This window comes from Tardiphaga sp. OK246 (assembly GCF_900188215.1).
In the GTDB taxonomy this organism is placed as follows: domain Bacteria; phylum Pseudomonadota; class Alphaproteobacteria; order Rhizobiales; family Xanthobacteraceae; genus Tardiphaga; species Tardiphaga robiniae.
Genome location: NZ_FZOX01000004.1, coordinates 124,336 through 151,090, shown reverse-complemented (window position 1 = coordinate 151,090; position 26,755 = coordinate 124,336). Strand labels below are relative to the sequence as shown.

General features: G+C 61.7%; 20 protein-coding genes. 7 read left to right on the top strand and 13 right to left on the bottom strand.

Features of this window, described 5'->3' with window-relative positions:
* Positions 1 to 9: 9 nt before the first annotated feature.
* Both CHC01_RS19065 and CHC01_RS19060 read left to right on the top strand, forming a co-directional pair.
* The gene (locus CHC01_RS19065) at positions 10 to 978 is read left to right on the top strand and encodes an ABC transporter substrate-binding protein (protein WP_089265845.1); all 969 of its coding nucleotides are present in this window, start codon (positions 10 to 12) and stop codon (positions 976 to 978) included.
* A 71-nt stretch (positions 979 to 1,049) separates the two neighbouring features.
* Complete coding sequence (locus CHC01_RS19060) at positions 1,050 to 2,387, top strand: amidase (RefSeq protein WP_089265844.1); 1,338 nt, start codon at positions 1,050 to 1,052, stop codon at positions 2,385 to 2,387.
* Positions 2,388 to 2,556: 169 nt separating this feature from the next.
* Here CHC01_RS19060 and CHC01_RS19055 read toward each other — a convergent pair whose 3' ends face one another.
* Positions 2,557 to 3,093, bottom strand: coding sequence for a cupin domain-containing protein (locus tag CHC01_RS19055; RefSeq protein WP_089266238.1), 537 nt, complete (start codon positions 3,091 to 3,093; stop codon positions 2,557 to 2,559).
* Positions 3,094 to 3,258: 165 nt separating this feature from the next.
* Between CHC01_RS19055 and CHC01_RS19050 the strand changes: the two genes are divergently transcribed.
* From CHC01_RS19050 to CHC01_RS19040, 3 genes are all read left to right on the top strand, one after another.
* Positions 3,259 to 3,474: a CsbD family protein gene (locus tag CHC01_RS19050; RefSeq protein ID WP_089265843.1), complete on the top strand. Its 216-nt coding sequence runs from the start codon at positions 3,259 to 3,261 to the stop codon at positions 3,472 to 3,474.
* A gap of 240 nt (positions 3,475 to 3,714) precedes the next feature.
* A complete protein-coding gene (gene trhO, locus CHC01_RS19045; protein ID WP_089265842.1) occupies positions 3,715 to 4,512 on the top strand; it encodes an oxygen-dependent tRNA uridine(34) hydroxylase TrhO in 798 nt (265 codons plus the stop codon).
* Positions 4,505 to 4,732 carry a SlyX family protein gene (locus CHC01_RS19040; RefSeq protein WP_089265841.1) on the top strand — a complete coding sequence of 76 codons (228 nt, stop codon included), beginning with the start codon at positions 4,505 to 4,507 and terminating at the stop codon, positions 4,730 to 4,732. Before trhO ends, CHC01_RS19040 begins: the two co-directional genes overlap by 8 nt.
* 162 nt (positions 4,733 to 4,894) lie before the next feature.
* On the opposite strand, the gene CHC01_RS19035 is transcribed toward CHC01_RS19040, so the two are convergent.
* Together CHC01_RS19035 and CHC01_RS19030 are read right to left on the bottom strand one after the other, a co-directional pair.
* Positions 4,895 to 6,433 carry a class I adenylate-forming enzyme family protein gene (locus tag CHC01_RS19035; protein WP_089265840.1) on the bottom strand — a complete coding sequence of 513 codons (1,539 nt, stop codon included), beginning with the start codon at positions 6,431 to 6,433 and terminating at the stop codon, positions 4,895 to 4,897.
* 149 nt (positions 6,434 to 6,582) lie between these two features.
* Positions 6,583 to 7,188 carry a nuclear transport factor 2 family protein gene (locus CHC01_RS19030; RefSeq protein WP_089265839.1) on the bottom strand — a complete coding sequence of 202 codons (606 nt, stop codon included), beginning with the start codon at positions 7,186 to 7,188 and terminating at the stop codon, positions 6,583 to 6,585.
* A gap of 83 nt (positions 7,189 to 7,271) precedes the next feature.
* Between CHC01_RS19030 and CHC01_RS19025 the strand changes: the two genes are divergently transcribed.
* A complete protein-coding gene (locus tag CHC01_RS19025; protein WP_089265838.1) occupies positions 7,272 to 9,371 on the top strand; it encodes a S9 family peptidase in 2,100 nt (699 codons plus the stop codon).
* A 127-nt stretch (positions 9,372 to 9,498) separates the two neighbouring features.
* On the opposite strand, the gene hemC is transcribed toward CHC01_RS19025, so the two are convergent.
* The 5 genes from hemC to CHC01_RS19000 all read right to left on the bottom strand — a co-directional run bounded on the left by hemC (position 9,499) and on the right by CHC01_RS19000 (position 14,162).
* On the bottom strand, positions 9,499 to 10,482 hold the full coding sequence (hemC, locus tag CHC01_RS19020; RefSeq protein ID WP_176454641.1) for a hydroxymethylbilane synthase: 984 nt from the start codon (positions 10,480 to 10,482) through the stop codon (positions 9,499 to 9,501).
* A gap of 110 nt (positions 10,483 to 10,592) precedes the next feature.
* Entirely contained in the window at positions 10,593 to 12,080 is a 1,488-nt protein-coding gene (mctP, locus tag CHC01_RS19015) for a monocarboxylate uptake permease MctP (RefSeq protein WP_089265837.1), read from the bottom strand.
* Positions 12,070 to 12,255, bottom strand: coding sequence for a DUF3311 domain-containing protein (locus tag CHC01_RS19010; RefSeq protein ID WP_089265836.1), 186 nt, complete (start codon positions 12,253 to 12,255; stop codon positions 12,070 to 12,072). Before CHC01_RS19010 ends, mctP begins: the two co-directional genes overlap by 11 nt.
* A gap of 219 nt (positions 12,256 to 12,474) precedes the next feature.
* Positions 12,475 to 13,587 carry an NADH:flavin oxidoreductase/NADH oxidase gene (locus CHC01_RS19005; RefSeq protein WP_089265835.1) on the bottom strand — a complete coding sequence of 371 codons (1,113 nt, stop codon included), beginning with the start codon at positions 13,585 to 13,587 and terminating at the stop codon, positions 12,475 to 12,477.
* Between the two features lie 260 nt (positions 13,588 to 13,847).
* Complete coding sequence (locus tag CHC01_RS19000; RefSeq protein ID WP_089265834.1) at positions 13,848 to 14,162, bottom strand: hypothetical protein; 315 nt, start codon at positions 14,160 to 14,162, stop codon at positions 13,848 to 13,850.
* A gap of 389 nt (positions 14,163 to 14,551) precedes the next feature.
* Between CHC01_RS19000 and CHC01_RS18995 the strand changes: the two genes are divergently transcribed.
* Positions 14,552 to 16,354, top strand: coding sequence for a carbamoyltransferase family protein (locus CHC01_RS18995; protein ID WP_089265833.1), 1,803 nt, complete (start codon positions 14,552 to 14,554; stop codon positions 16,352 to 16,354).
* Positions 16,355 to 16,465: 111 nt separating this feature from the next.
* Here CHC01_RS18995 and CHC01_RS18990 read toward each other — a convergent pair whose 3' ends face one another.
* The 5 genes from CHC01_RS18990 to CHC01_RS18970 form a co-directional block, all read right to left on the bottom strand.
* Positions 16,466 to 18,145 carry a methyl-accepting chemotaxis protein gene (locus CHC01_RS18990; RefSeq protein ID WP_089265832.1) on the bottom strand — a complete coding sequence of 560 codons (1,680 nt, stop codon included), beginning with the start codon at positions 18,143 to 18,145 and terminating at the stop codon, positions 16,466 to 16,468.
* Positions 18,146 to 18,430: 285 nt separating this feature from the next.
* The gene (locus tag CHC01_RS18985; RefSeq protein WP_089265831.1) at positions 18,431 to 20,122 is read right to left on the bottom strand and encodes a methyl-accepting chemotaxis protein; all 1,692 of its coding nucleotides are present in this window, start codon (positions 20,120 to 20,122) and stop codon (positions 18,431 to 18,433) included.
* Between the two features lie 54 nt (positions 20,123 to 20,176).
* Positions 20,177 to 21,937, bottom strand: coding sequence for a methyl-accepting chemotaxis protein (locus CHC01_RS18980; RefSeq protein ID WP_089265830.1), 1,761 nt, complete (start codon positions 21,935 to 21,937; stop codon positions 20,177 to 20,179).
* A 515-nt stretch (positions 21,938 to 22,452) separates the two neighbouring features.
* Entirely contained in the window at positions 22,453 to 24,453 is a 2,001-nt protein-coding gene (locus CHC01_RS18975) for a methyl-accepting chemotaxis protein (protein ID WP_089265829.1), read from the bottom strand.
* Between the two features lie 281 nt (positions 24,454 to 24,734).
* Positions 24,735 to 26,738, bottom strand: a complete 2,004-nt coding sequence (locus CHC01_RS18970; protein WP_089266236.1) for a HAMP domain-containing methyl-accepting chemotaxis protein — start codon at positions 26,736 to 26,738, stop codon at positions 24,735 to 24,737.
* Positions 26,739 to 26,755 lie beyond the last annotated feature (17 nt).

The window sequence follows — 26,755 nt, the reverse complement described above, 5'->3', positions numbered from 1 at the left end:
AGACGTTCTATGTCGTTGTTGAAGCGTATCACCGGCGCGGTCGCGCTGGCTGGAGTCCTGCTCGCCACGCCAGCGATGGCGCAGAACAAGAAGGTGGTGTTGTCGCAGGCCTTCCAGTCGATGCTGTACCTGCCGCTCTATGTCGCCATTAATGAGGGCTTCTTCACCGCGCAGGGCCTCGACCTCACCAAGGAAACCGCAGGCTCGCCCACAGTCGCACTCTCGGCGGTGATCTCCGGCAGCGCACAGTTCTCGATCCATGGCCCGGAATGGACAGCCATCGCCGCTTCCAAGGGCGCACCGGTTGGCATCATCGCCAATGTGGTCAACGGAGCCGCGGTGTGGATCGCCACCGCGCCGGATTTCAAGTTCACCGACGTCAAGAGCCTGAAGGGCCAGAAGGTGGTCGTTGGCACCATGCCGACCACCAGCACCTCGCTGTTCCTGAAGCTCCTGAAAGAGAATGGCATGGACGGCAAGACCGATGTGGAGATGATCCCCGTCGCGATCGGCAGCGAACCGGGTCCGTTCCTCGCCAAGCAGGCTGACGTCGCCGTGATGTATGAACCCGGCCTCGATCAGGTGGTCGCCAAGGGCATGAAGGTGGTCTACGGCTTCCCGAAGAGCTACGGCGCCTATGCATTTTCGTCGGTGACGGCGCGCAATGACGTCAATCCGGATCTGGCGCAACGTGTGACCAACGGCATGGAAATGGCGATGCGCTTCATGAAGAAAGATCCTGCCAAGACCGTAGCCATTGCGCAGAAGGAATTTCCAACGCTGGATCCGGCCGTGATTGAATCCGCCGTCAAGCGTATGCTGGCCGACGGCGTCTATCCGGACAGCGTCGATATTTCTGCACCCTCGCTGAAGATCTCCATGGACACCCAGATCGCGCTCGGCAATCTCGCGGCCCAGCCTGACTATGAAAAGTTTGTCGTGAAGAAATATATCGAGCCCGCATTGGCGATGAAGTAATATCGAAGGCGCGCAGCCTCGCGGTTGCGCGCCTCTCTTGATCCCAGAAGAAACGTTCAGGACGACACGACATGACGAATGCAACCGCGCGCACTGCAACATCTGGCGCGGGGGTTCTGGACCTGCTGCGGCTGTTCAAGGGCAATACATCTGCGGCAGATCACTACGCATCGGAGCGGCTCGCACAGGCCAAGGCTGCCGAGCCCATACTGAAGGCCTTTGAGGTCCTCCCCACCGACACTGTGCGCAAGCCAGGGCCGCTCTCCGGCATTCCCGTCGCCGTCAAGGATATCATCGCCACCACCGACATGCCGACCACCAATGGCTCGGCCGTCTATGCCGATCACGTGCCAACGGCCGATGCATGGGTCGTCGAACGTCTGCGCAATCTCGGCGCCACCATCTTCGGAAAGACCGTCTCCACCGAATTCGCCTGGCGCCATCCCGGCCCGACCACCAATCCATGGAACAGCAAGCACACACCGGGTGGCTCGTCCTCCGGCTCGGCAGCCTCCGTCGCTGCCGGCATCGTGCCCCTGGCGCTGGGCACGCAGACGCTGGGCTCCATCATCCGTCCCGCTGCCTTCAACGGCGTCGTCGGCTTCAAGCCGAGCTTCGGCGCTATCCCCCGCAGCGGCGCACACCACCTCAGCCAGTCGCTCGACCACATCGGCTTCTTCGCGCGCAAGGTCGATGACGTCGCCTATGCGCTGTCACTGATCGCAGGCACCAGCGACAGCGATCCGCATGGCGCGCCGGTGCCGGGTTTCGAAATCTCCGTCGAGCGCGGTGTACCGCCGCTGCCGTCCCCGCGTCTTGCGGTGGTGCGCTTTGCCAAATTCGCCAAGGCCGAGAGCGAACAGCAACAGGTGTTCGAAGCCTCCGTTGCCCGACTGCGCAGCGCGGGTGCTGTCATCGAAGAACTGGAACTGCCCGAACTCGATCGCAGCAACTGGGACGCGATCAACATCATTCTGGCCGCCGAAGGCGCGGTGATCTTTGGCGATCTCGTCGCGCGCTATCCCGACAAGACCAGCGATCACCTAAAGAAGCTGGTGGAGACCGGCAGCGCCATCAGCGCGGCAGCCTATCTCAAGGCCAAGGCGTTGCAGATGAAGCTGCGTGCGGATTTCACCGCGCAGATGACGAATTACGATGCGGTGCTGACGCTGCCGGCCTACGGCGAAGCACCGGAAGGGCTGAGCTATACCGGCGATGCCGAATATTGCGCGCCATGGACCCTGATCGGCGTGCCCGCGCTGTCGCTACCGGCTGGGTTCGGCAAGAACCATCTGCCGCTCGGCCTGCAGGTGGTCGGCCCCTATCTGAACGATCTGCGCACGCTGCGCGTAGCGAAGTGGATCGAGAGTGCGCTGGCGTTCTCGCCGGGATTGCCCGAGATCAAATAGCCTTCTTCCCTCGCCCCGCTTGCGGGGAGAGGGTGGCGCGGCAAGCGAAGCTTGTCGCGACGGGTGAGGGGGAGTCAGCGAGTGAAACACTGACTCCCCCTCACCCGCTTTCCACATGCTGCGCATGCGGAAAGCGACCTCTCCCCGCAAGCGGGGCGAGGTAAGATAACTACTTCTTCACCGCCCCATCGGGATGCGTGGGATCGACCCACAACACCGTCTCCGGCTTCTCCACCGGCTCGATGTCGATATTGATAGCGACCGCCTCGCCGTCGCTGCGCACCAGCACGCATTCCAGCACTTCGTCGGCACTGGCATTGATTTCCTGATGCGGCACGTAAGGCGGCACGAAGATGAAATCGCCGGGGCCGGCCTCCGCGGTAAACTGCAGGCGATCGCCCCAGCGCATCCGAGCCTTGCCCTTCACCACATAGATGACGCTTTCGAGATGGCCGTGATGATGCGCACCGGTCTTGGCATCCGGCTGGATCGACACGGTGCCGGCCCACAGTTTCTGCGCGCCGACGCGCGCGAAATTGATAGCCGCCGCACGGTCCATGCCTTTGGTCGATGGCACGTTGGTATCGAGATTGTCGGCGGGAATGACGCGAATGCCGTCGTGCTTCCAGCGATCTGGATCATGGTCGTGAGAATGATCATGCGCGTGATCGTGCGGATGAGTGTGATCGTGGCCGTGACCGGACATTTCAATGCCTTCTTGGGTTCCGAAGAAATGCTGCCACCGCATGCGGCATCACGGCCCCGGGAGTGAGGAACATTCAATTGAGCTGGCAATTGTCTCTGCGAAGCTCAAGCAGCGCGTATCGAGAATGGTCTCGGAACTGCGTCTGCAACATGACAGGAGTATCCCATGGGTGCCACCGCAGACAAGATCAAGGGAACCGCAAACGAAGCCATCGGCAAGGCCAAGCAGGGCATCGGTGAAGCGACCGGCTCTGACCGCCTGCAGGGCGAAGGCCTGATCCAGGAAGGCAAGGGCCACGCGCAGAAGGCCGTCGGCGATGCCAAGCAGGCTGCCAAGGACGCCGCCGACAAGGCGTCGGATTTTGCGAACCGCAAACTTTAACCAATTCCAACCGGCGGAGTTTTGACTCCTCCGTCGGTCGCAGTGACGCTGCAAAAGAAGCCGGTCCCGTAAGGGGCCGGTTTTTTTGCGTTCTGGCACTACGCGTTGCGCTGGTTTCGCCGGGAATGACATAGGTCAATACCTGCGCAGGGGAGCATCCGACCCGAGGCCCTGAGGGCAACGCTATTTCGGCGAGTTCCCGGACTTCCCCCTCGCGGGTCCGGCTGGTAAACCCCCGCCATGTTCAAGGTCGCCGCCCTCTATCAATTCGCCGCGCTGCCGGATTTCCGGCAATTGCGCGAGCCGCTGCGCGCACTCTGCGTCAATCTCGGCATCAAAGGCTCGATCCTGCTGGCCGAGGAGGGCATCAACGGCACCGTGGCCGGGACAGACGCCGCCATCGATACGCTGGTGCACGAACTTGAGACCGGCGTGATGTTCAGCGGCCGACTGAACCATCTGGAGCTGAAATTCTCCCGCGCCAGCCTGATGCCGTTCCTGCACATGAAGGTGCGGCTGAAAAAGGAGATCGTCACCCTCGGCGATCCCCAGACGGATCCGACCAAGACGGTTGGCGCCTATGTGGACGCCGCCGACTGGAACGATCTCATCGCCGACGAGAACACGCTGGTGCTCGATACGCGCAACGCGTTCGAAGTGGCGATGGGCACGTTCGAGGGCGCAGTTGATCCGGAGATCGCAAGCTTCGGCCAGTTCAAGGATTTCGTCGCGCGTACGCTGGATCCCGCCAAGCACACCAAAATCGCGATGTTCTGCACCGGCGGCATCCGCTGCGAGAAGGCGAGTTCGTATCTGCTCTCGCGCGGTTTCGCCGACGTCTATCATCTCAAGGGCGGCATCCTGAAATATCTCGAGGAGATCCCTGAGGCCGAGAGCCGCTGGCGCGGCGAATGCTTCGTGTTTGACCAGCGCGTCGCGCTCGGTCATGGCCTCGTCGAAAGCCAGTCGATCAAGCCTGACTTGCCGATCAATTCGGAAGATTTTGCGATGCTGCGGGAGAGCGCATCCGATGAGTGAGACCGCAAAAGACCTGACAGGCTTACGCGAACGTATCGACGCACTCGAAACTCGCGTCGCCTATCAGGACGACACGATCGAGACGCTGAATACGACGATCACCGCCCAGTGGAAACAGATCGACATGCTGACGCGGCAGGTTGCCACGCTCGGCGAGCGGCTGCAGGAGGCCGAAAGCAACAGCGGTGCGCCGCGGAATGAACCTCCGCCGCATTATTGAGGCGGCGATCCCAAACTCAGCCGTCGTCCCCGCGGAGGCGGGGACCCATACACGCCGAAGAGTTGGAAAAGACGCTGTGGCTATAACTCTGCCGCTTGAACCATACTGACCGTGGTTATGGGTCCCCGCCTCCGCGGGGACGACACCTGATAGGCCAGTGCTCTAAACCGACAAATCCGCCGCCAGCTTGCGGTCTCGCAACTCGCGCTTCAGCACCTTGCCGATGGCGCTGCGCGGCAACACATCGACCAACACGACATCGTTGAGTCGCTGGAACTTGCCGACACGCTCATTCGTCCAAGCCTTCAGTCCCGGCGCATCGACCGAGGCACCCGCCTTCATCACCACGAAGGCGAGCGGTGTCTCACCCCACTCTTCCGACGGCATGGCCACGACAGCGGCTTCGAGCACGTCGTCGTGTTTCGTCAGCACGGCTTCGAGATCGCTCGGATAGATGTTGAAACCGCCGGAAATGATCATGTCCTTCTTGCGGTCCATTAGCTGCAGAAAGCCGTCTTCGTCAAAGCGCCCGACATCGCCGGTCCGGACATAGCGCTTTCCGGAAGCGTCGTGCCAGAACGTCTCGGCGGTCTTGCCGGGCTGGTTGAGATAGCCCTGCATGATGACGGGCGAATGCCCGACCACTTCGCCAATTTCGCCTTGGGCAACGAAATTGCCGTCCTCGTCAATCAGGCGGATCTCATGATCTGGCGCTGGCTGGCCGACGGTGTGCAACTTGGTCGGATGTTCATGCGCCAGCAGCACGCAGGTGCCCCCGCCTTCGGTCATGCCGTAATACTCGGTTAGTCCACCAGGCCATCGCTTGAGCACGTCGGCCTTCAGCGCTGCCCCGAACGGCGCCGAGGTCGAGAATTTCATCACGAAGGACTTCAGATCGAAACTGTCGAAATCCGGCACAGCCATAATGCGGCGATACTGCACCGGCACCAGCATCGCATGGGTCGCCCGATGTCTGGCGCTGAGTTCAAGGAAGCCGCGCGCATCGAACTTCTTCATCAGCACCAGGGTGCCGCCACCGGCGAGTGTCGGATTGAAACAGACCAGCGTGGTGTTGGAATAGAGCGGCGTCGACAGCACGGTGACCGCATCCGGCCCGTAGCCGAGCGGATCGAGCTGGCCATATTGCCGCCAGCGCATCCAGCAGGTGTGGATGATGCCTTTCGGCGTACCGGTCGTGCCCGAGGAATAGATGATATTGAAGACCCATTCCGGATCGATCGCCACCGGCGTGGGCTTCACGCCTTCCGGCGCGAGCCATTGCGCGAACGGTTTTCCAGCCTTGCCGCCGTCAAGCGCAATGCGCTGGACCGACGGATCGATCGCAGCATCCGCAAAGGAGGCTGCCGTCGCGTCATCCATGAACAGGATTTTTGCCGCTGCATCCTTCGCCATTGCGGCGAAATCCGTGGGTGTCGATGACGGCGCCAGCGGAGCGACCGCCACACCGACGCGCAACGCACCAAGAAACACCGCTGCATATTCGATCGACGACAGCGCACAGATGGAGATCGCGTCGCGCGGCTTGAGGCCACTGGCCTGCAGTGATGCAGCGATACGGTCGATCAGTGCGTCGAATGCGGCGTAGTCGATCTGGCGATCAGCATCGATCACGGCGATCTTGGTCGGCTTGGATGCGGCGGTGTTACGGACCAGTGCATCGAGGGTGATGAAGTCGGGCATGTTGTTTCTCCCAGTCTTTTTTGTTCTTTATCAACTATCCACGTCATTGCGAGGAGCGGAGCGACGAAGCAATCCAGAAAGCGACAAGGAAAGACTGGATTGCTTCGTCGCCAAGAGGCGCCTCGCAATGACGGCTGAGGGTAAGGCGGCTACCGATCCAGCTTTTCGCCGTTCAGCCATTTCTTCCCACTGGCATAAAGCGCCTCCACCGCGTCGCCGCGCAGCCCGGGCATGTCTGGCTTGATCTGATAACCGATCTGGCTCTGCAGATAAGCGAGATGGCGATAGCCCTCGGGGAAGCTCGCGAGCAGATCCGCATCGAGCTTCAGCGGCGCGCCGGGCACGACGGGATCCATGCGGTCCTTTTCATAAATCGGCTGGCGCAGCACCATGCCCCACTTGCCGTCGCGCTTTTCGAGGAAATCATAGAAGCGTCCGGTCAGCATCACGTCGACATTGACGCCGTGCACCAGCGCGCGCTGGGCGATGGTCATTTTGGTCTGCGACACTGCGCGGGTGCCTGCCAGATCGATCGACTGCGCGCCGAGGAAATGCATGATCGAGACGCCCTTGGCCCAGCCGGCCTTGCTCATGGCGATGAACTCGTCGGCGGTGCCCTGGGTCCAGGTGGCCACCATGCGGCCATCGTCGAACCAGACGGTGCGGAAGCGGTCCCAGTCGCCGGCGTCGCGCCAGACTACCCAGTTTTCAATCAGATCGCGGATGGCAAGGCGGTCGATAATCTCTATATCCATGGAATATCCATTATGCGGGGCAGGCGCCGATGCGCGCGTGTTCCGTAATCATATCCGATCAGGCTTCCGCGAAAAGAGCGTTCATGACAAAGCAGACATCCTCCATGCCCGCGCCGGTTGCGCCGCGTCATCCGCATTCCTCCACGACCCACGGCATCACTGTGACCGATGACTATGCCTGGCTGAAGGATGCCAAATGGCAGGAGGTGTTGCGCGATCCCAGCGTGCTGGAGCCGGAGATCCGCACCTATCTGGAGGCCGAGAACGCCTATACCGGGAGCCTGCTCGGCGGCACGGCGGCGCTGCAGACCAAGTTGGTTGCGGAAATGCGCGGCCGCATCAAGGAAGACGATTCCAGCGTCCCGTCGCCGGATGGCCCTTATGCTTATTTGCGGAAATTCCGCGAGGGCGGCCAGCATGAATTATTCGGCCGCATGCCGCGGGATGGCGGCGAGGCCACCATCATTCTCGATGGCGACAGGCTTGCCGCCGACCACAAATATTTCAAGTTCGGCGGCGCCCGCCATTCACCTGATCACGCGCTGGAAGCCTGGAGTGCCGACGTCAAGGGCTCGGAATATTTCACCATCCGCGTGCGTGACTGGGCCACCGGCAGTGATCTCGACGACGTGGTCGAGGAGACCGATGGCGGCGTGGTGTGGACGCTCGATTGCAAGTCCTTCTTCTATGTGAAGCTCGACGACAATCATCGTCCGATGCAGGTCTGGCTACACAAGCTCGGCACCAAACAGGCCGACGACAGGCTGATATTCGAGGAGCAGGATTCCGGCTGGTTCACCCACATCCATGAAAGCGCCAGCGGCCGCTTCTGCGTCATCGCCGGCGGCGATCATGAAACGTCCGAGCAGCAATTGATTGATCTCAACACGCCAGACGCGCCGCCGCGCCTCGTGGCGAAACGCGAAGATGGCGTGCAGTATTCGCTGGCCGATCGCGGCGACGAGCTGTTCATCCTGACCAATGCCGATGGCGCCATCGACTTCAAAATCGTGACGGCGCCGCTGACATCGCCCGCGCGCGCCAAATGGAAAGATCTGATCCCGTATCGCGAGGGCATCTATGTCCTCGACATGGATCTCACTGCCGGCCATCTCGTCCGTCTGGAGCGCGCCAATGCGCTGCCATCGATTGTGATTCGCGATCTCACCACCAAAGACGAACACGCCATCGCCTTCGACGAAGCCGCCTATTCGCTCGACACCATGGGCGGCTACGAATTCGATACGACCACGCTTCGCTTCGCCTATTCCTCGATGACGACGCCGTCGGAAGTCTATGACTACGACATGGCAACGCGCGAACGCACCTTGCGGAAGCGTCAGGAGATCCCGTCCGGCCACAACCCCGCTGACTACGTCACCACGCGCATCATGGCCAAGGCACATGACGGCGCCGAAGTCCCGGTGTCGATCCTACATCGCAAGGACCTGGCACGGGACGGCAAGGCTCCGCTGCTGCTCTATGGCTATGGTTCCTACGGCATGGCGATGCCGGCGTCGTTCTCCGCCAACCGGCTGTCGCTGGTCGATCGCGGCTTCGTCTATGCCATCGCGCATATCCGCGGCGGCGCCGACAAGGGCTGGGGCTGGTATCTCGACGGCAAGCGCGACAAGAAGACGAACTCGTTCGACGATTTCGCCGCGGCTGCGCGTGCGCTGATATCAGCGAAATATACTTCGGAGAAGCGCATCGTTGGCCATGGCGGCAGCGCCGGCGGCATGCTGATGGGCGCCGTCGCCAATCGCTCCGGCGAGCTATTCTCCGGCATCGTTGCCGAAGTGCCATTCGTCGATGTGCTCAACACCATGCTCGACGACACGCTGCCACTGACGCCGCCGGAATGGCCCGAATGGGGCAACCCGATCGAGAGCGAAGCCGACTTCAAGACCATCCTGTCCTACTCGCCCTATGACCAGGTCGCGGCGAAAGCCTATCCGAAGATTCTGGCGATGGGTGGCCTCACCGATCCACGCGTCACCTATTGGGAGCCGGCGAAATGGATCGCACGGCTGCGCGTGACGATGACGGGTGGAGGCCCGGTGCTGCTGCGGACGAATATGGGCGCCGGTCACGGTGGCGCGTCCGGGCGTTTCAACCGGCTGGATGAGATCGCGATCGTCTATGCGTTCGCACTGTGGTCGGTGGGGATGGCGGAGAGCTAGTCGCCACACACTCCGTCATGGCCGGGCCTGACCCGGCCATCCAACTTCACTGTCGTACATCAAAGGATGGATGCCCGGGTCAAGCCCGGGCATGACGTGGAGAGGGCAAAGTGTCGTATCGAACGGCCTAGTGCTCCGGCCGATTGGCCTCGATCAGCGCGCCGGCGCCCTTGTCGAGCAGCTCCAGCCCGACAGCCCGCCCCAGCTCGCGCGGACGATCCGCCGGCCCTATGCGTGTCACCTCAATGAACTGCCCGCCGGCTTCATCCAGCACCGATGCGGTCAGCGACATCTCGTGCCCTGAGATCACCGAATAGCCGGCGATCGGCGAATTGCAGTGCCCGTTCAGCACCCAAAGCACCTCGCGCTCGGCATCGCAGGACAGATGCGCCGCAGGGTCGTCGATCAGTGACAGATGACGCCGCGAGGCCCAATCATGCGCCGCGCATTCGACTGCGACGATGCCCTGCCCCACAGCCGGCAACATTTCCTGCGGCGTGAAATCACGTGCGATGCGGCTCGCCAATCCAACACGCTCGAGGCCTGAACGCGCCATGATCAGCGCGTCGGCGGGACCGACCTCGCCGCCATCAGGCAGCCGCTGCATTTCGCCATTGTCGAGTTTGCGCACGCGCGTATCGGCGGCACCGCGGAAGTGGATCACCTCGATCTCGGGAAATAGCCGCCGAATATAGGCCGCGCGGCGCACGGCGTTGGTGCCGATCTTGAAGCCCTTGCCATGCGTGCGCTTGAGATCGTCGAGGCTGACGCCTTCGCGCAGCACCAGTGCATCGGTCGGCGGATCGCGCACCAGCGTGGCGCCGATCACGAGACCCGGCGTGTCTTCATTGCCGGGCATGTCCTTCAGCGAATGCATCGCCGCATGTAGCGTGCCCTTGAGCACGGCCGCGCGAATCTCCCCGACGAAAGCCCCGCCCTTGCCGCCATGCTTCAGGAGATTGCTGGTCTGGTCGCGGTCGCCGACCGGCTCGAATTTCACGATCTCGACGGCCAGTTCCGGCGCGACCACCGCCAGCCGGCGCGCGATCTCTCCGGTCTGGGCCAGCGCCATGGTGCTTTTGCGCGTGCCGATGCGCATCGATTCAGTCACTCAGGCAAGCTCCATCCGGCGGTCCCGCACAGGGATGGCGGGCATTCGCGCGGACAATAAAGCCAGCGCGCGCCGGAAACAATGCGCGCGCGGGCTTTACAGCGAGGCCTTTAAGTGCTCGCCGCCTCGGCCGTTGCCACCGGCTTCCGCACCACGAGATTGACCAGCATTGCGACCACGATATTCGCGACGAGGGCAATCAGCCCGACATAGACCGTCGCCTGGAAGCTGCCGATCGACAGCATGTGCAGCGGCTTGAGGCCGTCCGTCCAGGCCAGATATGTGCCGCCGAACAGGCCGACCACCCATCCGGTCAGCAGTGCCAGCGCCGTGAACCAGCGGGTGAACAGGCCGAAGATCAAGGCCGGCAGCGTCTGCAGGATCCACAGGCCTCCGAGAAGCTGCAGGTCGAGCGCGAACTGCGTCGGCAGATAGATGATGACCAGCAGCGCGCCGACCTTCACCACCAGCGACGCGATCTTGGCAACGGCTGCTTCGCCCGCTGAATCGACCTGCGGATTGACATAGGCCTTCCAGAAATTGCGGGTGAAGAGATTGGCCGCACCAATGCTCATCACCGCTGCCGGGACCAGCGCGCCGATGGCGATCGCCGCAAAAGCGAAGCCTGCGAACCAGCTCGGAAACAGCGTCTGGAACAGCGCCGGTACCACGTCATTATTGCTGGCGAGCTTCAACTTGGCGGCGTGGCCCATATAGCCGAGCAGCGCCAGCAGGCCGAGCATCAGTGTATAGGCCGGCAACAGTACGGCGTTCTTGCGGATGGTCGTGGCGCTCTTGCTGGCGAAGATACCGGTCAGCGTATGCGGATACATGAAGGCCGCGAGCGCCGAACCAAGTGCCAGCGTGGCATAGGCGACATACTGGCTGGGCTGCAGCAGGATACTGCCCGAGCCCTTGGCCTTGAATGCCTGATCGGCGGCGTCGAACACTGCGGCATAGCCGCCGAGCTTGCCGGGGATTACTGACACTGCCGCGATGACGGCGATATAGATCATGATATCCTTGACGAAGGCGATCAGCGCCGGGGCACGTAGGCCCGACGAGTAGGTGTAGAGCGCCAGCACGACAAAGGCCGCGATCAGCGGAAGTTCGCCTTCGAAGCCAAGCGCCTTCACAGCCGTGGCCATACCGATCAGCTGCAGCGCGATATAGGGCATGGTGGCGACGACACCGGTGATGGCGACTGCTGCTTCCAGCATGCGTGAACCATAGCGGCCATGCACAACGTCGGCGGCAGTGACATGGCCGTTGTCCTTGGCGACCTGCCACAGCCTCGGCATCACCATGAACACGATGGGATAGACCAGGATCGTGTAAGGCAGCGCGAAGAAGCCGTAAGCACCGACCGAATAGACCAGTGCCGGCACGGCGATCACCGTATAGGCGGTATAGAAATCGCCGCCGACCAGAAACCAGGTGATCCAGGTGCCGAACTGGCGGCCACCAAGGCCCCATTCGTCGAGACTGGCCAGCGTTTTCGGGCGGCGCCACTTCGAAGCGACGAAGCCCATCACGGTGACGAGCGCGAAGAAGAACAGAAAGACCGCAACGGCGGGAATATCGAGCTCAGTCTTCATTGGCGTAAGTCCGATAAGCGAGCCAGGTCAGAAAGGCGGTCATCGGCACCCAGGCGAGCTGGTACCAGTAGAAGAACGGAAAGCCGAGCAGCACCGGATCATGAAAGTTGTAGAACGGGACCCAGAGCAGGCCGACGAAGGGGATCAGCAGAAGCCATAGAAAATGGCGGGCCATGGCGGGCTCCTCTCGACAGGCGGGCAGCGCCGGATGCCACGATTATTTTACGGCGCAGAATTTTGCGCTGTGTAGGTGCGACATTCTGTCATGTAAACACGATGCTGCCGCAGGGCTGCCATTCGCGGAGTGGACGCACCGCAACGACAAACACCCACACATCGCACCGGACTTGCGGGACAATGTGTGGGTGTTGAAAGTGAGGCGCCTTGAAGTGGTTTAGCGCCCGCCGAACGTCGTATCGCCGAACAGCGCCTTTTGCGTCGATGGCTGCGAGCGCCAGTATTGCGGCGGCGCCTGTACCTGACCGCCAAGCTGCGCCGCCGCGTGCCACGGCCAGCGCGGATCGTAGAGAATGCCACGTGCGATGGCGACCAGATCGGCCTTGCCGGAGGCCACGATGTCTTCAGCCTGTTGCGCTTCGGTGATCAACCCCACCGCAATCGTCGGCAGTCCCGTCGCCGCTTTCACGGCTTCGGCGAACGGCACCTGATAACCCGGCCCGAGCGCGATCTTCTGCTGCGGCGAGACACCACCGGACGACACATCCATCCAGTCGACGCCGCGCTTCTTCAACTCACTGGCGAAGACGATGGTCTGCTCGATATCCCAGCCGCCCTCGACCCAGTCCGACGCCGAGACCCGGACGCCAACCGGCTTGTGGGCCGGAAACGCTGCGCGCACAGCGTCGAATACTTCGAGCGGAAAGCGCATGCGATTTTCCAGCGAACCGCCATAATTGTCGGTGCGCTGGTTGGAGATCGGCGACAGGAATTCGTGCAGCAGATAGCCGTGCGCCGCGTGGATCTCCAGCGCATCGATGCCGAGCCGCTCGGCGCGCTTCGCCGTGGCCACGAAGGCATCGCGGATGCGCTTGAGGCCGGCAACGTCGATCTCCTGCGGCGCCAGTTCGCCGGGTTTCTGCGGAATGGCCGAGGGCGCCTGGGCGACCCAGCCGCCTTTGTCGAGGGGGACCTGCTGGCCGCCATCCCATGGGGCGTGGCTCGACGCCTTACGGCCTGCGTGGGCGATCTGCATGCCAACGGCAATGTTCGAATGCTTGCGGATTGCCGCCAGCACCGGCCTCAACGCGGCTTCGGTCGCGTCATTATAGAGGCCGAGATCGCCGGGTGTGATGCGGCCGATGGCTTCCACGGCGGTCGCTTCGATCACCAGCATGGCGGCGCCCGACAGGGCCATATTGCCAAGATGGATCATGTGCCAGTCGGTGGCGCGGCCATCTTCGGCAGAATACTGGCACATCGGCGCAATGACGATGCGGTTCGGCAGCGTGAGATCGCGCAGCTTGAAGGGAGAGAACAGGGCGCTCATGAAGGTTCCAGGGTGGGAGGACCGAATTGCCATGCGCGGGCGCGCAAGCTTGCCATGCCGACATTGGAATTTGGATGAGAAAACACAAGATGGCATGCCAAAAGCGACTTCAGCGTTGTGCAAGGAGGGTAGCTTTCGACAAATCATTCCCGAAGGAGAGGCCCGTTTTCTGGAGAAAGGCGAGCCTGGAAAGCAAAAGGCGCCCCGGTTACCCGGCGCGCCTCTCCATCTCGTTCATCCAGCGCCGTAGCGCCTATGACTTAGTACGGGCAGACCACTCGGCCCCAGCGACGGCTGAAATAGCAGCCCGGCGCCACGAAGCGCGGTCCACCGTAGAAGCCATAGCCACGACCATAGCCACGACCGCCGCCACGATAGAAGCCGCCACCGCGTCCACGGCCCCAACCGCCGCCGCCACGACCGCGACCACCGCCACGGGCTTCGGCCGAGGTGCTGCTCGTGGTGAGCAACACCGTGGATGCGCCGATCAGACCAACACAGTAGACAGACACAAGCGCCATCGCTGCCAGGCAGCGGGTCACGATATTATGGCGCGTCGTTTTGGTTTGAGCCATTCTTAGGAACTCCCATTCTGCAGAAGCACGGCTTTAGAATGCTTCCGGCCTCAAATCGTTCAGTGAGCAATTCTTGATTCACACAGGTGCTGAAACCAGAATAGTAATATGGCCATCACAAGGCGTGCACGCACGAACAACTTTACAATAGGGTCAAGCTCGAACGGCGGTCAAGTTGCCGGCAACGCTGTCACTACGAACGAATGCGCACCTTCACGCGTCACCTCGCTTTTGTCCTCCTGTGTTCATCTTCTCTTCATATTGCCTCGCACTATGCTGATCGCTGCACCTCGCAACTGCGAATATGCGGTCAGCCCCACCCGCCGCGTCTGCGTTAGCAGCTCGATCCCATCATTCGTCCCTTCCCGCGAATTGTCAGAAGCTGATTCATGCCCAAACCCAGCTACATCCTCGGTCTCAACACCTACGATCACGACGTCAGCGCCTGCCTGCTGCGCGACGGCGCGCTGGCCTATGCGATCGAGAAGGAGCGGATTACCCGCGAGAAACACGCGACGGGGTTCTACAAGGAAGTGATCGACTACGTCCTCGACGCCGAAGGCATCACGCTGGACGACGTCGACCTGGTGGTGAGCAATTGCTACATCCTGCCGGTTCCGGAGATGGAAGACCGCCTGATCTATCAGGACATGCCGGGCTTCCTGCCCGAATATGAACGGCAGGACGCCAGCGTCCATCCGCTGTTTCGGGCGCGCACCGGCAAAGTCAAAACGATCTCGCATCATCTGGCGCACGCCTATAGCGCATTCGCCGTCTGCCCCTTCGAGGAGGGCGCGATCATGATCGTCGACGGCGTCGGCAGCTATCGCTCCGACGTCATGGAGACCTATCCGGACGGCGAGCCGGGCTCAAAGCTCGCCCGGGAATCCGAGAGCTATTACACGTTCAAGGGTACGCAGCTCGATTGCCTGAAGAAGGTCTGGATGGAGCCGGACCGCGGCTTCCTCAGCGACGAATTCTACAACATGCCAGGCCTCGGGGCGCTTTACAGCCGCGCGTCGACCTATGTGTTCGGCGACTGGAACAAATGCGGTGAACTGATGGGGCTCGCGCCCTATGGCCGCCGCGACCAGGTCAAGCCGCTGATGGACATCACCGACAACGTGCTCAGCGTGCCGCGCTGGACCCCCGAATACAACCAGCCCTATATCGCCGACAGCGATGGCAAGTGGGACACCCATCCGTCGATGCGGCATTGGGAGGATATCGCCTGGCGAGTCCAAGACGACACCGAGAAGGTGCTGCTCGCCCGCGCGCGCTGGCTGCGCGAGACGACCGGCGCGAAGAACCTCTGCATTGCCGGCGGCGTCGCGCTGAACTGCGTCGCCAATGGCCGCATCGCCCGCGAAGCCGGCTTCGAGAATGTCTGGATCCAGCCCGCCGCCGGCGACAACGGCATCGCGATCGGCTGCGCCTATTACGGCCTGCTGGAGGTACAGAAGCAGCCGCGCTCTTATGTAATGACCCACTCTTACACCGGCCGTGCCTATACAGATCGCGACGTCGAGGCAGCGACCCAGCGCACGCTGGTCAAGGCGCAGACCAGTGCGGTACGCAGCGACAATATCTGCCGCGATACGGCCAGGCTGCTCGCCGACCAGAAAGTGATCGGCTGGTTTCAGGGCCGCTCGGAATACGGCCCGCGCGCGCTCGGCAATCGCAGCATCATCGCCGATCCGCGCCGGCCGGAGATGAAGGACATCCTCAACTCACGCGTGAAACATCGTCAGCCATTCCGGCCATTCGCGCCGATTGTGCTCGCCGAGCGCGCCAGAGAGATTTTCGAAGGCGATCAGGATTCGCCGTTTATGCTGATCGCCGCCCCGGTGCGCCCCGAATGGCGCGAGAAGATTCCGGCCATTGTGCACATCGATGGAACGGCGCGCATCCAGACCGTTACGCAAGACACCAATCCGGTGCTCTATCGGCTGCTGAAGGAATTCGATGCGCTCACCGGCGTGCCGGTGCTGCTCAACACGTCGTTCAACGTGAAGGGCGAGCCAATCGTCGAGACCCCGCGCGATGCCATGGCGTGTTTCATCAATACCGGCATCGATCACCTAATCCTGCAAGATACGCTGGTGTCCAAGACATCGGCGCATCGTTTCGTCGCCCCGCTGGTGCGCACCTATATGGACATCGCGGGACTGGTGTCTGCTAACACGAGGTAGAACGCCCAGCATTTGCAGGGTGGGCAAAAGCGCAGCCTGCCCACCACCATCATCGAACGCGCTGCGGTGGGCACGGCGCAAAAGCGCCTTTGCCCGCCCTACAAGCCATGATCAAGCCGCGCGCACCGCGTTCAGGAACTTGCTGACTTCATCCTTCAGCCGCGTGCTGTCCGAGGACAGCGATTGCGCCGCAGCGAGAACCTGAGTCGAGGCAGATCCAGTCTCTGTTGCACCACGCTGCACATCAACGATGTTCGACGAGACCTGCATCGTGCCCTGTGCCGCCTGCTGAACGTTGCGAGAAATCTCCTGCGTCGCCGCGCCCTGCTCTTCCACCGCCGATGCGATGGTCGAGGCAATCTCGGACATCCGGCCGATAGTGTCGCCGATCTCCTGGATGGCGCCAACCGATTCCTGCGTCGCCGCTTGGATACCGGAGATCTGCGTCGAGATCTCGCCAGTCGCCTTGGCAGTCTGCTCAGCGAGTGCCTTCACCTCGGAGGCGACGACGGCGAAGCCGCGACCGGCTTCGCCGGCACGCGCCGCTTCGATGGTGGCGTTGAGCGCCAGCAAGTTCGTCTGGCCTGCGATGTTGTTGATCAGCTCGACCACATCGCCGATGCGCGACGCAGCGCTGGCGAGCTCGCCGACGCGATCATTGGTCTTGCGTGCCTGATCGACCGCCTGCCCTGCGATCGCAGCCGACTCCTGCACCTGTCGGCTGATCTCGTTGACCGACGAGGCCATTTCTTCGGTTGCCGATGCCACTGACTGCACATTGGCCGATGCCTCTTCGGAGGCTGCGGCAACCGTCGTGGTCAATTCCTGCGAGCGCTCCGCCGTGGCGGTCAGCGTACCTGCCGAGGCTTCCAGTTCGGTCGATGCCGACGACACCGTCTCCACGATCTCGCCGATCATCGATTCGAAGTTGCGGGTGATGCTGTCGACGCGGCGACCGCGCTCGATCTTGGCTTCTGCATCGGCCGCTGCGGCTTCATCCGCCGCGCGCTTGTCGATCAGCGCCTGTTTGAACACCTGAAGCGAATCCGCCATCGTACCGATTTCGGTCTTCTCGCCCTGATGCGGAACATTTGCAGTCAGGTCACCCGTGCCGAGCGCCTGCATAGGCAACACGATCGACGTAATGCCCGCGGAGACATCGCGCACCAGCAGGATAGCCGCACCGACACCGACAACAATCGCAAACAAGAGCGAACCGATCACCATCTTGATGGCGACCCCAAAGCTGTCCGTCGCCAGTTCTCCGGCTGTCAAAGCTCCCTTGTTGTTGAGCTCGACATCCTTCTGCAGGGCTTCGTCCGCTTTGAAGCCAATCTGGTTGACCTTCACGTTCATATCTCGCGCTTCATCACGAGCGTTCTTGCGCGACAACGCTAGAACCGGCTGCAACGCCGCTATGTATTCGCTCCAGAGCTTGCTGAATTCGCTATACATCGCGCGCTCCTCGGGCGACGAAATCATCGGCTCATAGCTCTTGCGCGCCTTGTCGAGCATCTCGGCGTAACGCACCAGCGTGTCGTCCTGGACCTTCGTATCTGCGGCATCGGTCGCAAGCAGATGTCCACGAACCACCGAACGATAGCTGATCGTTGCAGCGCGGACTTCACCCAGAGCGCGCACGCTCGGCAGCCAGCTCGTGACGATGTCGGATGTCGCTCCGTTGATGGTGTACATCTGCTTGATGGCCAGCGCGCCCATTGCAGACATGGCGAGCAGCAGGAACGAGACGACAAGAGTGATCTTGGTGCGGATGGACAGGCTGGCAAACATAGGTGATGGTCCCTCGGTTTTTGACCGTTGGCGCGCAACTGCACGAATGGCATTTTCTGGGTTTGAAGACACGGCATGCATTGGAGCTGCCGGCCGAGCGTCGATAGCTTTCAACGATCTCGTGATCGAGATTGTCCGGATAAAGTTAAGGAGCAGTGCATCATGACTGCTTCCTGTGCATGACTTCTCGAATGAGTGTGGCGCACACGCATAACAACACTATCGCGTAGGAAAGCCGACGCTCACGCGCCGGCTTTTTGCGCTGTACACTTGTATTCAAGCCCGTCAGGCAGCGCGCACCGAGTTCAAGAACTTGCCCACTTCATTCTTGAGACGTGTGCTGTCCGATGACAGCGACCGCGCGGCGGAAAGCACCTGCGACGACGCAGAGCCGGTCTCGGACGCTCCACGCTGCACGTCGGTGATGTTCGACGAGACCTGCATGGTACCCTGTGCCGCCTGCTGGACGTTACGCGAAATCTCCTGCGTCGCGGCACCCTGCTCTTCCACCGCCGATGCGATGGTCGAGGCAATCTCGGACATCCGGCCGATGGTGTCGCCGATTTCCTTGATGGCGCCGACCGATTCCTGCGTCGCCGCCTGGATACCGGAAATCTGCGTCGAGATCTCGCCGGTCGCCTTGGCGGTCTGCTCGGCCAATGCCTTTACTTCGGAAGCCACGACCGCGAAGCCCCGGCCCGCTTCACCGGCACGCGCCGCCTCGATGGTTGCGTTGAGCGCCAGCAGGTTTGTCTGGCCGGCGATATTGTTGATGAGCTCGACGACGTCCCCGATGCGCGATGCAGCGCTGGCGAGTTCGCTGACGCGATCGTTGGTACGCCGCGCTTGGTCGACCGCCTGATTGGCGATGCTCGCCGACTCCTGCACCTGTCGGCTGATCTCGTTGACCGACGAGGCCATTTCTTCAGTGGCCGATGCCACCGACTGGACGTTGGTGGAGGCTTCTTCGGACGCTGCCGCCACTGTGGTGGCCAGGTCCTGGGAACGTTCGGCTGTCGCGGTCAGCGTGCTTGCGGAGGCTTCGAGTTCGGTCGATGCCGACGATACGGTCTCCACGATCTCGCCGATCATCGATTCGAATTCGCGGGTGATGTTGTCAACGCGGCGACCGCGCTCGATCTTGGCTTCGGCGTCAGCAGAGGCAGCTTCATCTGCCGCGCGCTTGTCGATCAGCGCCTGCTTGAACACCTGGAGCGTGTCGGCCATCGCGCCGATCTCGGTCTTTTCGCCCTGATGCGCCACATGCGCCGTGAGATCGCCAGCGCTCAGCGCCTGCATCGGCTGCACGATCGAAGCGATACCCGACGACACGTCCTTGACCAGATAAATGCCGACACCGATGCCGATGGCCGCGGTCGCCGCAATGATCACGATTACCGTCATCAGCGCCGAACCATAGCTCTCATCGGCCTTCTGTCCCGATGCTGCCGCACCCTTGTCGTTGAATTCGATGGCCTTGCGCAGGGCAAAATCGGCTTTGGATCCCAGCGGATTGATCACATTCAGATTGAGCTCATGGGCTTCCTGACTGCCTTTGCCAAGATTCTTGCGATCGAGGACAAAGATTTCCTGGCTGCGTGATACGTAGTTGTCCCACTCCTTGCTCCAATCGTTGAAGATTGCGCGCTCTTCGGGGCTCGATACCAACTTATCATAGGCAATCCGCTCATCGGCGGCCCGCTTGACGATGGTGTCGATACCAGCCTCGGTCTTCTGCATCTGGTCAGCATTGGCTGCGAGGATGTGTGCGCGCACCAGATTGCGGTAATCGATGGTCGTCGCCCGCAGCCCGCCGAGCACACGGACGCTTGGAAGCCAGTTCTTCTGGATGTCCGACGCGTTGGCATTAATCGTCTGCATCTTGCTGACAGCAAGCGCCCCCATCCCCGTCATTGCGATTAGCAGAAAAGCGATAACGATGGTGATCTTGGCTTTGATAGAGATGTTCGAGAGCATGGCTGGACGTCCTGTTATCGCTCGGTAGAATGATCAGTTCTGAACCCGCATGGCCTAGGCCGCGCGAACAGAGTTGAGGAATCGCGCGACTTCGACCTTTAGCCGCGCGCCGTCCGACGACAGCGACTGTGCTGCCGAGAGAACCTGCGACGAGGCCGACCCGGTCTCGCTGGCGCCGCGCTGCACATCCGTAATGTTGGACGAGACCTGCTGGGTGCCATGCGCGGCTTGCTGCACGTTGCGGGAAATCTCCTGGGTGGCGGCCCCCTGCTCTTCGACGGCCGAAGCAATCGTGGACGAAATTTCCGACATCCGGCCGATGGTGACGCCGATCTCGCGGATGGCACTGACCGATTCGTCCGTGGCGGACTGGATGCTGCCGATCTGCATGCTGATCTCGCCGGTCGCCTTGGCGGTCTGCTCTGCGAGCGTCTTCACCTCGGCCGCCACCACGGCGAAGCCGCGGCCGGCTTCACCGGCGCGGGCGGCTTCGATGGTCGCATTGAGCGCCAGAAGGTTGGTCTGCCCCGCGATGCTATTGATCAGCTCGACCACGTCGCCGATACGGCTGGCCGCCTTGGATAGCTCGCCGACACGGTCGTTGGTCTTCTGGGCCTGCTGCACGGCCTCGCTGGCAATGCGCGCAGATTCCTGAACCTGGCGGCTGATCTCGTTTACCGATGACGCCATTTCCTCGGTCGCCGATGCCACGGATTGTACGTTCGTCGAAGCCTCTTCCGAAGCGGCTGCCACCATGGTGGTCAAATGCTGCGAACGCTCGGCAGACGACGTCAGCGTGCCCGCCGACGCTTCGAGTTCGGTCGATGCCGATGACACTGTTTCGACGATCTCGCCGACCGCACCCTCAAAATCGTTCGCCAGCTTGATCATCTCGCGCTTGCGCTGCTCGGCGGCGATCTGCTCCTGCTGCTTTTGAGCGTCGGCTTCGGCGCGGGCGCGCTCCTGTGCCTTAACCTTGAACTTCTCCACGGCGCCAGCGACGTCGCCGATCTCGTCCTTGCGGCCCAAGCCCGGCAACACCACGCCGAAATTACCCTCGGCGAGTTCTTCCATCGAATGGCTCAGCGCGCGCATCGGACGCCCGATGGTGAACACCGAGAACACGCAGGTCCCGATCAGCATCAGGGCGACCACACCACCGAGAATTAGCGAGTCTCGCTCGGTCGCAGCGGCCTCGTTCGCCGCAGCGGTCGTCTGCTGCTCGACCTTCTCCTTAGCCAGATTGACGATCGTATCGGCCAGCTTGTCGAGTTCTGCACTCATGGGTAGCAGCACGTCGGTGCGGAGCTTCACGATCTCCGCACCCAGTGCGGTGATGCGCGCGGAGGCATCCGCAGACAATTCGCCAGCTTCGTTGCGCGTCGCCTGCAGATTCAAGATATCTGTGCGGATTACGCCGATCTTGTCGCCGCCCTTACCGAGGATCGTCATCATGTCGAGGAATTTGCCGATGCGCTCGCGCTCGTCCGGTGCGGTCGCAAGCTTGAGCATCTGAGCCGAAAATTTAAGGCCGGCGGTAGTACGCGCCGTGAAATAGTCGGCGGCCTTCTGGACATCGGCCACTTTCGTTGCCCCGAGGAAGTCTCGCACGCCGATCTGCATGCCGCGGAACGAGGCCTTGGCCTCGGCAGCGTTCTGCGCAATGCCCTGATAGACGCCGGCCGTCTGATATGACTGGCGAACGCCTGCGCTTCCCATCGTCTGCATATAGATCATGACACCGAGGAGAATAATGCCGAGCCCGGACGCAATCGCGAGCTTCGTGCCAATGCGCAGATTCTGGATGAAGGCCATGACAGTCCCTGGGAATGAAGTGGCAGAAAAATGAGTCGGGTCGTCCTTCGCCGGACGGAGTCCGGCGTCGCGTGAAATGGTCGAATGCTAAGCGGTTGTCATTTTTGGCGCAGCCCGGCGGCAATCCGACGGGCACGCGAAGCTTGGCGTGAGCCGATCCTGAACGAGAAGCGTCATCGGCTCATATGAGCGGGCGATACGTTCGATGATCGATCAAATCACCTGCTCATGGGCAGGAACCTACCACCGCGCTTCTGACACAAACGTTAACGCGCCGATGATGCCATCACTCAAATTGAGCCGGTACCGCAATGGTCGTCGAGCAATTCGGACTTTTCAGACAGTGATGGAGTTCGAGTTCAGGCATTAACGATCTAAAATTGCAATCTCATCATGCGATGCCCTGCACGGGATATTTCGAGGCCCTGAATTCTCTCGGAGCATACAGCGGCTTGAGTGGCGGTGTGCGGAGAACGCACCGTTACTCAAGCCAGTGAATTGCGATGTTGGAGAACTCAGGCCGCGCGGACCGAGTTCAGGAAGCGACTGACTTCATGCTTCAGACGGTTGCTGTCTGACGAGAGCGACTGCGCTGCCGACAGCACCTGAGACGACGCACCGCCGGTCTCGCTCGCGCCGCGCTGCACGTCGATGATGTTGGACGAGACCTGCATCGTGCCTTGCGCAGCCTGCTGCACGTTACGGGAAATCTCCTGCGTCGCCGCGCCCTGCTCTTCGACAGCCGAAGCGATCGTGGACGCGATCTCCGACATCTTGCCGATGGTCGTGCCGATCTCGCGGATCGCCGAGACGGAATCATCGGTCGCAGTCTGGATGCTCGCGATCTGCTGGCTGATCTCGCCGGTGGCCTTGGCGGTCTGCTCGGCGAGCGCCTTCACCTCGGACGCGACCACTGCGAAGCCGCGGCCGGCGTCTCCTGCACGCGCAGCCTCGATGGTGGCGTTGAGCGCCAACAGGTTGGTCTGCCCCGCAATGGTGTTGATCAGCTCGACCACCGCGCCAATGCGGCCGGCAGCTTTCGACAGTTCGCCGACGCGATCATTGGTCTTCTGAGCCTGGTCCACGGCCTCATTGGCAATACGTGCGGATTCCTGGACCTGACGGCCGATCTCGGTGATGGACGACGCCATTTCCTCAGTGGCGGACGCCACCGACTGCACGTTGGTGGAGGCTTCTTCCGACGCCGTCGCGACGACCGTGGTGAGCTGCTGCGACCGATCCGCTGTCGACGTCAGCGTGCTGGCCGAGGCTTCCAATTCGGTCGACGCGGACGACACCGCCTCGACGATTTCACCGACCGTACCTTCGAAATCGTCGGCGAGCCGGATCATGTCCTGCTTGCGCTGCAAGGCCGCCGCCTGATCCTGCGTGATCCGTGCCTCGGCTTCCGCCTGGGCTTTCTCTTCCGCCTTGACCTTGAAGGTCTCGACAGCCTGCGCCATGTCGCCGACCTCGTCCTCGCGGCCGAGCCCCGGCAGCACCACGCCGAAATTGCCCTCGGCGAGCTGCTTCATGCCCGCCGTCAGACCCAACAGCGGCCCGATGATTCCGCGCGCGATCAGGAACGCAATCAGCAGACCGGTGATGGTTGCCGCACCCGCCACGATCTGCTGCAGCGTGATCGTGCCGGAAATGCGCTGCTCATTGGCTGTCGTCGCGCTCACGACCTCCTGCTGGATCGCGGCCTTGATGCCGTCGGTCTTGCGGATGGCGCTGACCACCATCGGCGTGATCGCGTTGTAATAGAGTTGATCCATCTTCAGCAGGTTGTTGGACGCCTTATCGAACACGCTGGAGTAGCTGACCAAGCCTTTCTTGATCGATTCGAACAGCGCTGAAAGACTCGGCGCCATATCAAATTTTTCCATCTCGGCGATCTGTTGCTGCGCGTTCTTCACGCTGTTGGCAAACAACGTCACATTGTCCTGGTCGCGACCTGCAAAGAACCGCCAGTTCGCCATCTGAACCAACAGAGTTTCGGATTGCAGGGTGGTCGCCCCTTGTGCGAATGGCGAGCTACGCGTCGCGAGCACGAGCTTCTTCAAGTCGGCCTGAAGCTTTTCACCCTCAGCAAGCAGCGCCTTGCGGCTGGCGAGCATCTCCTTGACGGTGTTACCGAGATCGACTCGCTTGCTCTTCAGATCGGCGATCGTCTTTTCGACCTCGCGATAGACTCCGCGACGCTCCTCCGAGCTCGCCTTGATCGTCTCCTCCAGCACACCACCGACCTGAGTCAGCAGCTTTTCGGCTTCAGCGAATGACGCCTCGTCCTGATCGAATGTATAGCGCAGCATCGCGCGGCGAAGTGCCTGGAGTTCCGCCGAAATCTCCATCGAGCGCATCGCATTGGCGGACTGGGCATTCATCGCCGAGACGTCGTCACGAATTTCCGTGAGCTTCCATACGGCGAAACCCGCCATGCCCAACCCGAACAAGACGAGCGCACCGAAGCCCCCATACAGCCTGCCACGGATGCGGAGATTGAATAGCGACATGCGACGTGCCCTTCTTGGGAGAACCACTGATAGCCGACCTTGCACGTCGCGAATCGCGCCCGCAACGCAAGAGGCAATCTCGAATCCGATCATCGTTAGGTTGCGAGAACTTCGGGTTAATTTCAGCCGCGCAAACGCTTTAAAGTGGAATGACTTTTTGTCGCGCGTGTCATCGTTTGACTCACCAAAACAAACAGCCCGGATGCGATGACGCATCCGGGCTATTTGCGAGTTGTATTTTATTCGACAGGCGAACCCGCGTGATCGTGTGACGTTTTGTCCTATGCCGCGCGAACGGAATCCAGGAACTTGCCGACCTCGCGCTTCAACCGCGCGCTCTCGCCGGACAGCGATTGCGCAGCGGACAAGACCTGCGACGACGCTGAACCCGTGTTGCTCGCGCCGCGCTGCACATCCAGAATGTTCGAGCTCACCTGCATCGTACCTTGCGCCGCCTGTTGAACGTTGCGCGAAATCTCCTGCGTCGCCGCGCCCTGCTGCTCGACGGCAGATGCGATGGTCGACGCGATCTCCGACATGCGGCCGATGGTGTCGCCGATTTCCTTGATGGCGCCGACCGACTCTTCGGTCGCGGCCTGGATGCCGGAGATCTGGTGACTGATGTCGCCGGTTGCCCTGGCCGTCTGTTCGGCGAGCGCCTTCACTTCCGATGCAACAACCGCGAAGCCGCGACCGGCATCGCCGGCGCGCGCCGCTTCGATGGTGGCATTGAGCGCCAGCAGATTGGTCTGGCCGGCAATCGTGTTGATCAGCTCGACAACATCTCCGATCCGCGCGGCCGCCTTGGCAAGCTCAGCCACGCGATCATTGGTCTTGCGGGCCTGTGCCACCGCGGAGTTGGCGATATTGGCCGACTCCTGAACCTGACGGCTGATCTCGTTGACCGAGGACGACATCTCCTCGGTGGATGACGCCACCGCCTGCACATTGGTCGAGGCTTCGTCGGAGGCCGCGGCCACCATGGCGGTGAGCTGGCGAGATTGCTCGGCGGTCGCAGTCAGTCCGCCCGCCGATTCTTCGAGCTGGCTCGAAGCCGATGACACGTTCTCGACGATGCTGCCGACAGCGCCCTCGAAATCGTCCGCGAGACGGATCATGTCCCGGCGGCGCTGAATCGCTGCCTGCTGGTCCTGCGTCAGCTTGGCTTCGGCCTCGGCGCGTGCCTTCTCCTCGGCCCGTACCTTGAAGGTCTCGACTGCGCGTGCCATGTCGCCGACCTCGTCCTTGCGTGCGAGACCCGGCAGCACCACGCTGAAATCGCCGTCCGCGAGCCGCTTCATACCCGCCGTCAGGCCCGACAGAGGGCCAATAATGCCGCGCGCGATCAGGAAGGCGATCGCTAGACCGACCACAGTAGCGACGCCGGCCACGATCTGCTGCAGCATGCTCGTCGTCGACATGCGGTTGCTGGTTGCGGCGACGGTCTGCGACTGAACCTGCTGGATGTCGGATTTGATGGTCTCGACCTTGCCGATCGCTTTCACGACGGTCGGGCTGATCGACTTGTTGAAGATGCCGTCTGCCGTCTGCAGGCTGGCGGCAGCCTTCTCGAACTGGGCGGCGTAGCTCTTCAGGTTGTTGCGGATGGTGCCGAACAACGCGCTGAGCGTCGGCGGCATCTGCATCTTCTCCATTTCGCCGATCTGCTGCTCCGCGATGCGGACGTGATCCTTGAAAGATTCGATATGTTTCTCGTCGCGGCTGACGAAGAAGCGCCAATTCGCAATCTGCACCATGAGCGTATCGGATTCGAGCTTGGTCGAACCCTGGCCATACATGGTGTTGCGCGTGCTGATCACCAGCTTGCGCAGGCTAGATGACAGCTTGTCGCCGGCTTCCTGCAGCACTTCCCGGCCGGCGACCATCTGCTTGATGGCCTCGCCAAGCGCCTGGCGCTGCGCCTTCACGTCGGCGACGTCCTTCTCGATGGTGCGGTAGGCGGCGCGGCGCTCTTCCGAACGACTGGTCTTGATCACCGTGTCCAGGCTGGCGGTGACGCCGGCGAGACGCTTGTCGGCATCCGCAAGCGCCGCTTCATCCTGATCGAACGAATAGCGCAACACGGCACCGCGGATCGCGTGCAGTTCGGAGGCGATCTCCGAGGCCCGGATCGTGTTGGCCGAAAGAATGTTCAGGGAGTCGACCTGCGTTCCAACTTCCGTCATCTGCCAGACGGCAAATCCCGAACTGGCGAGACCAAACAGGACCAGCGCGCCGAAACCACCATAGAGGCGACCGCGGATACGGAGATTGAGCAGCGACATCATTGGCTTCCTAGGTA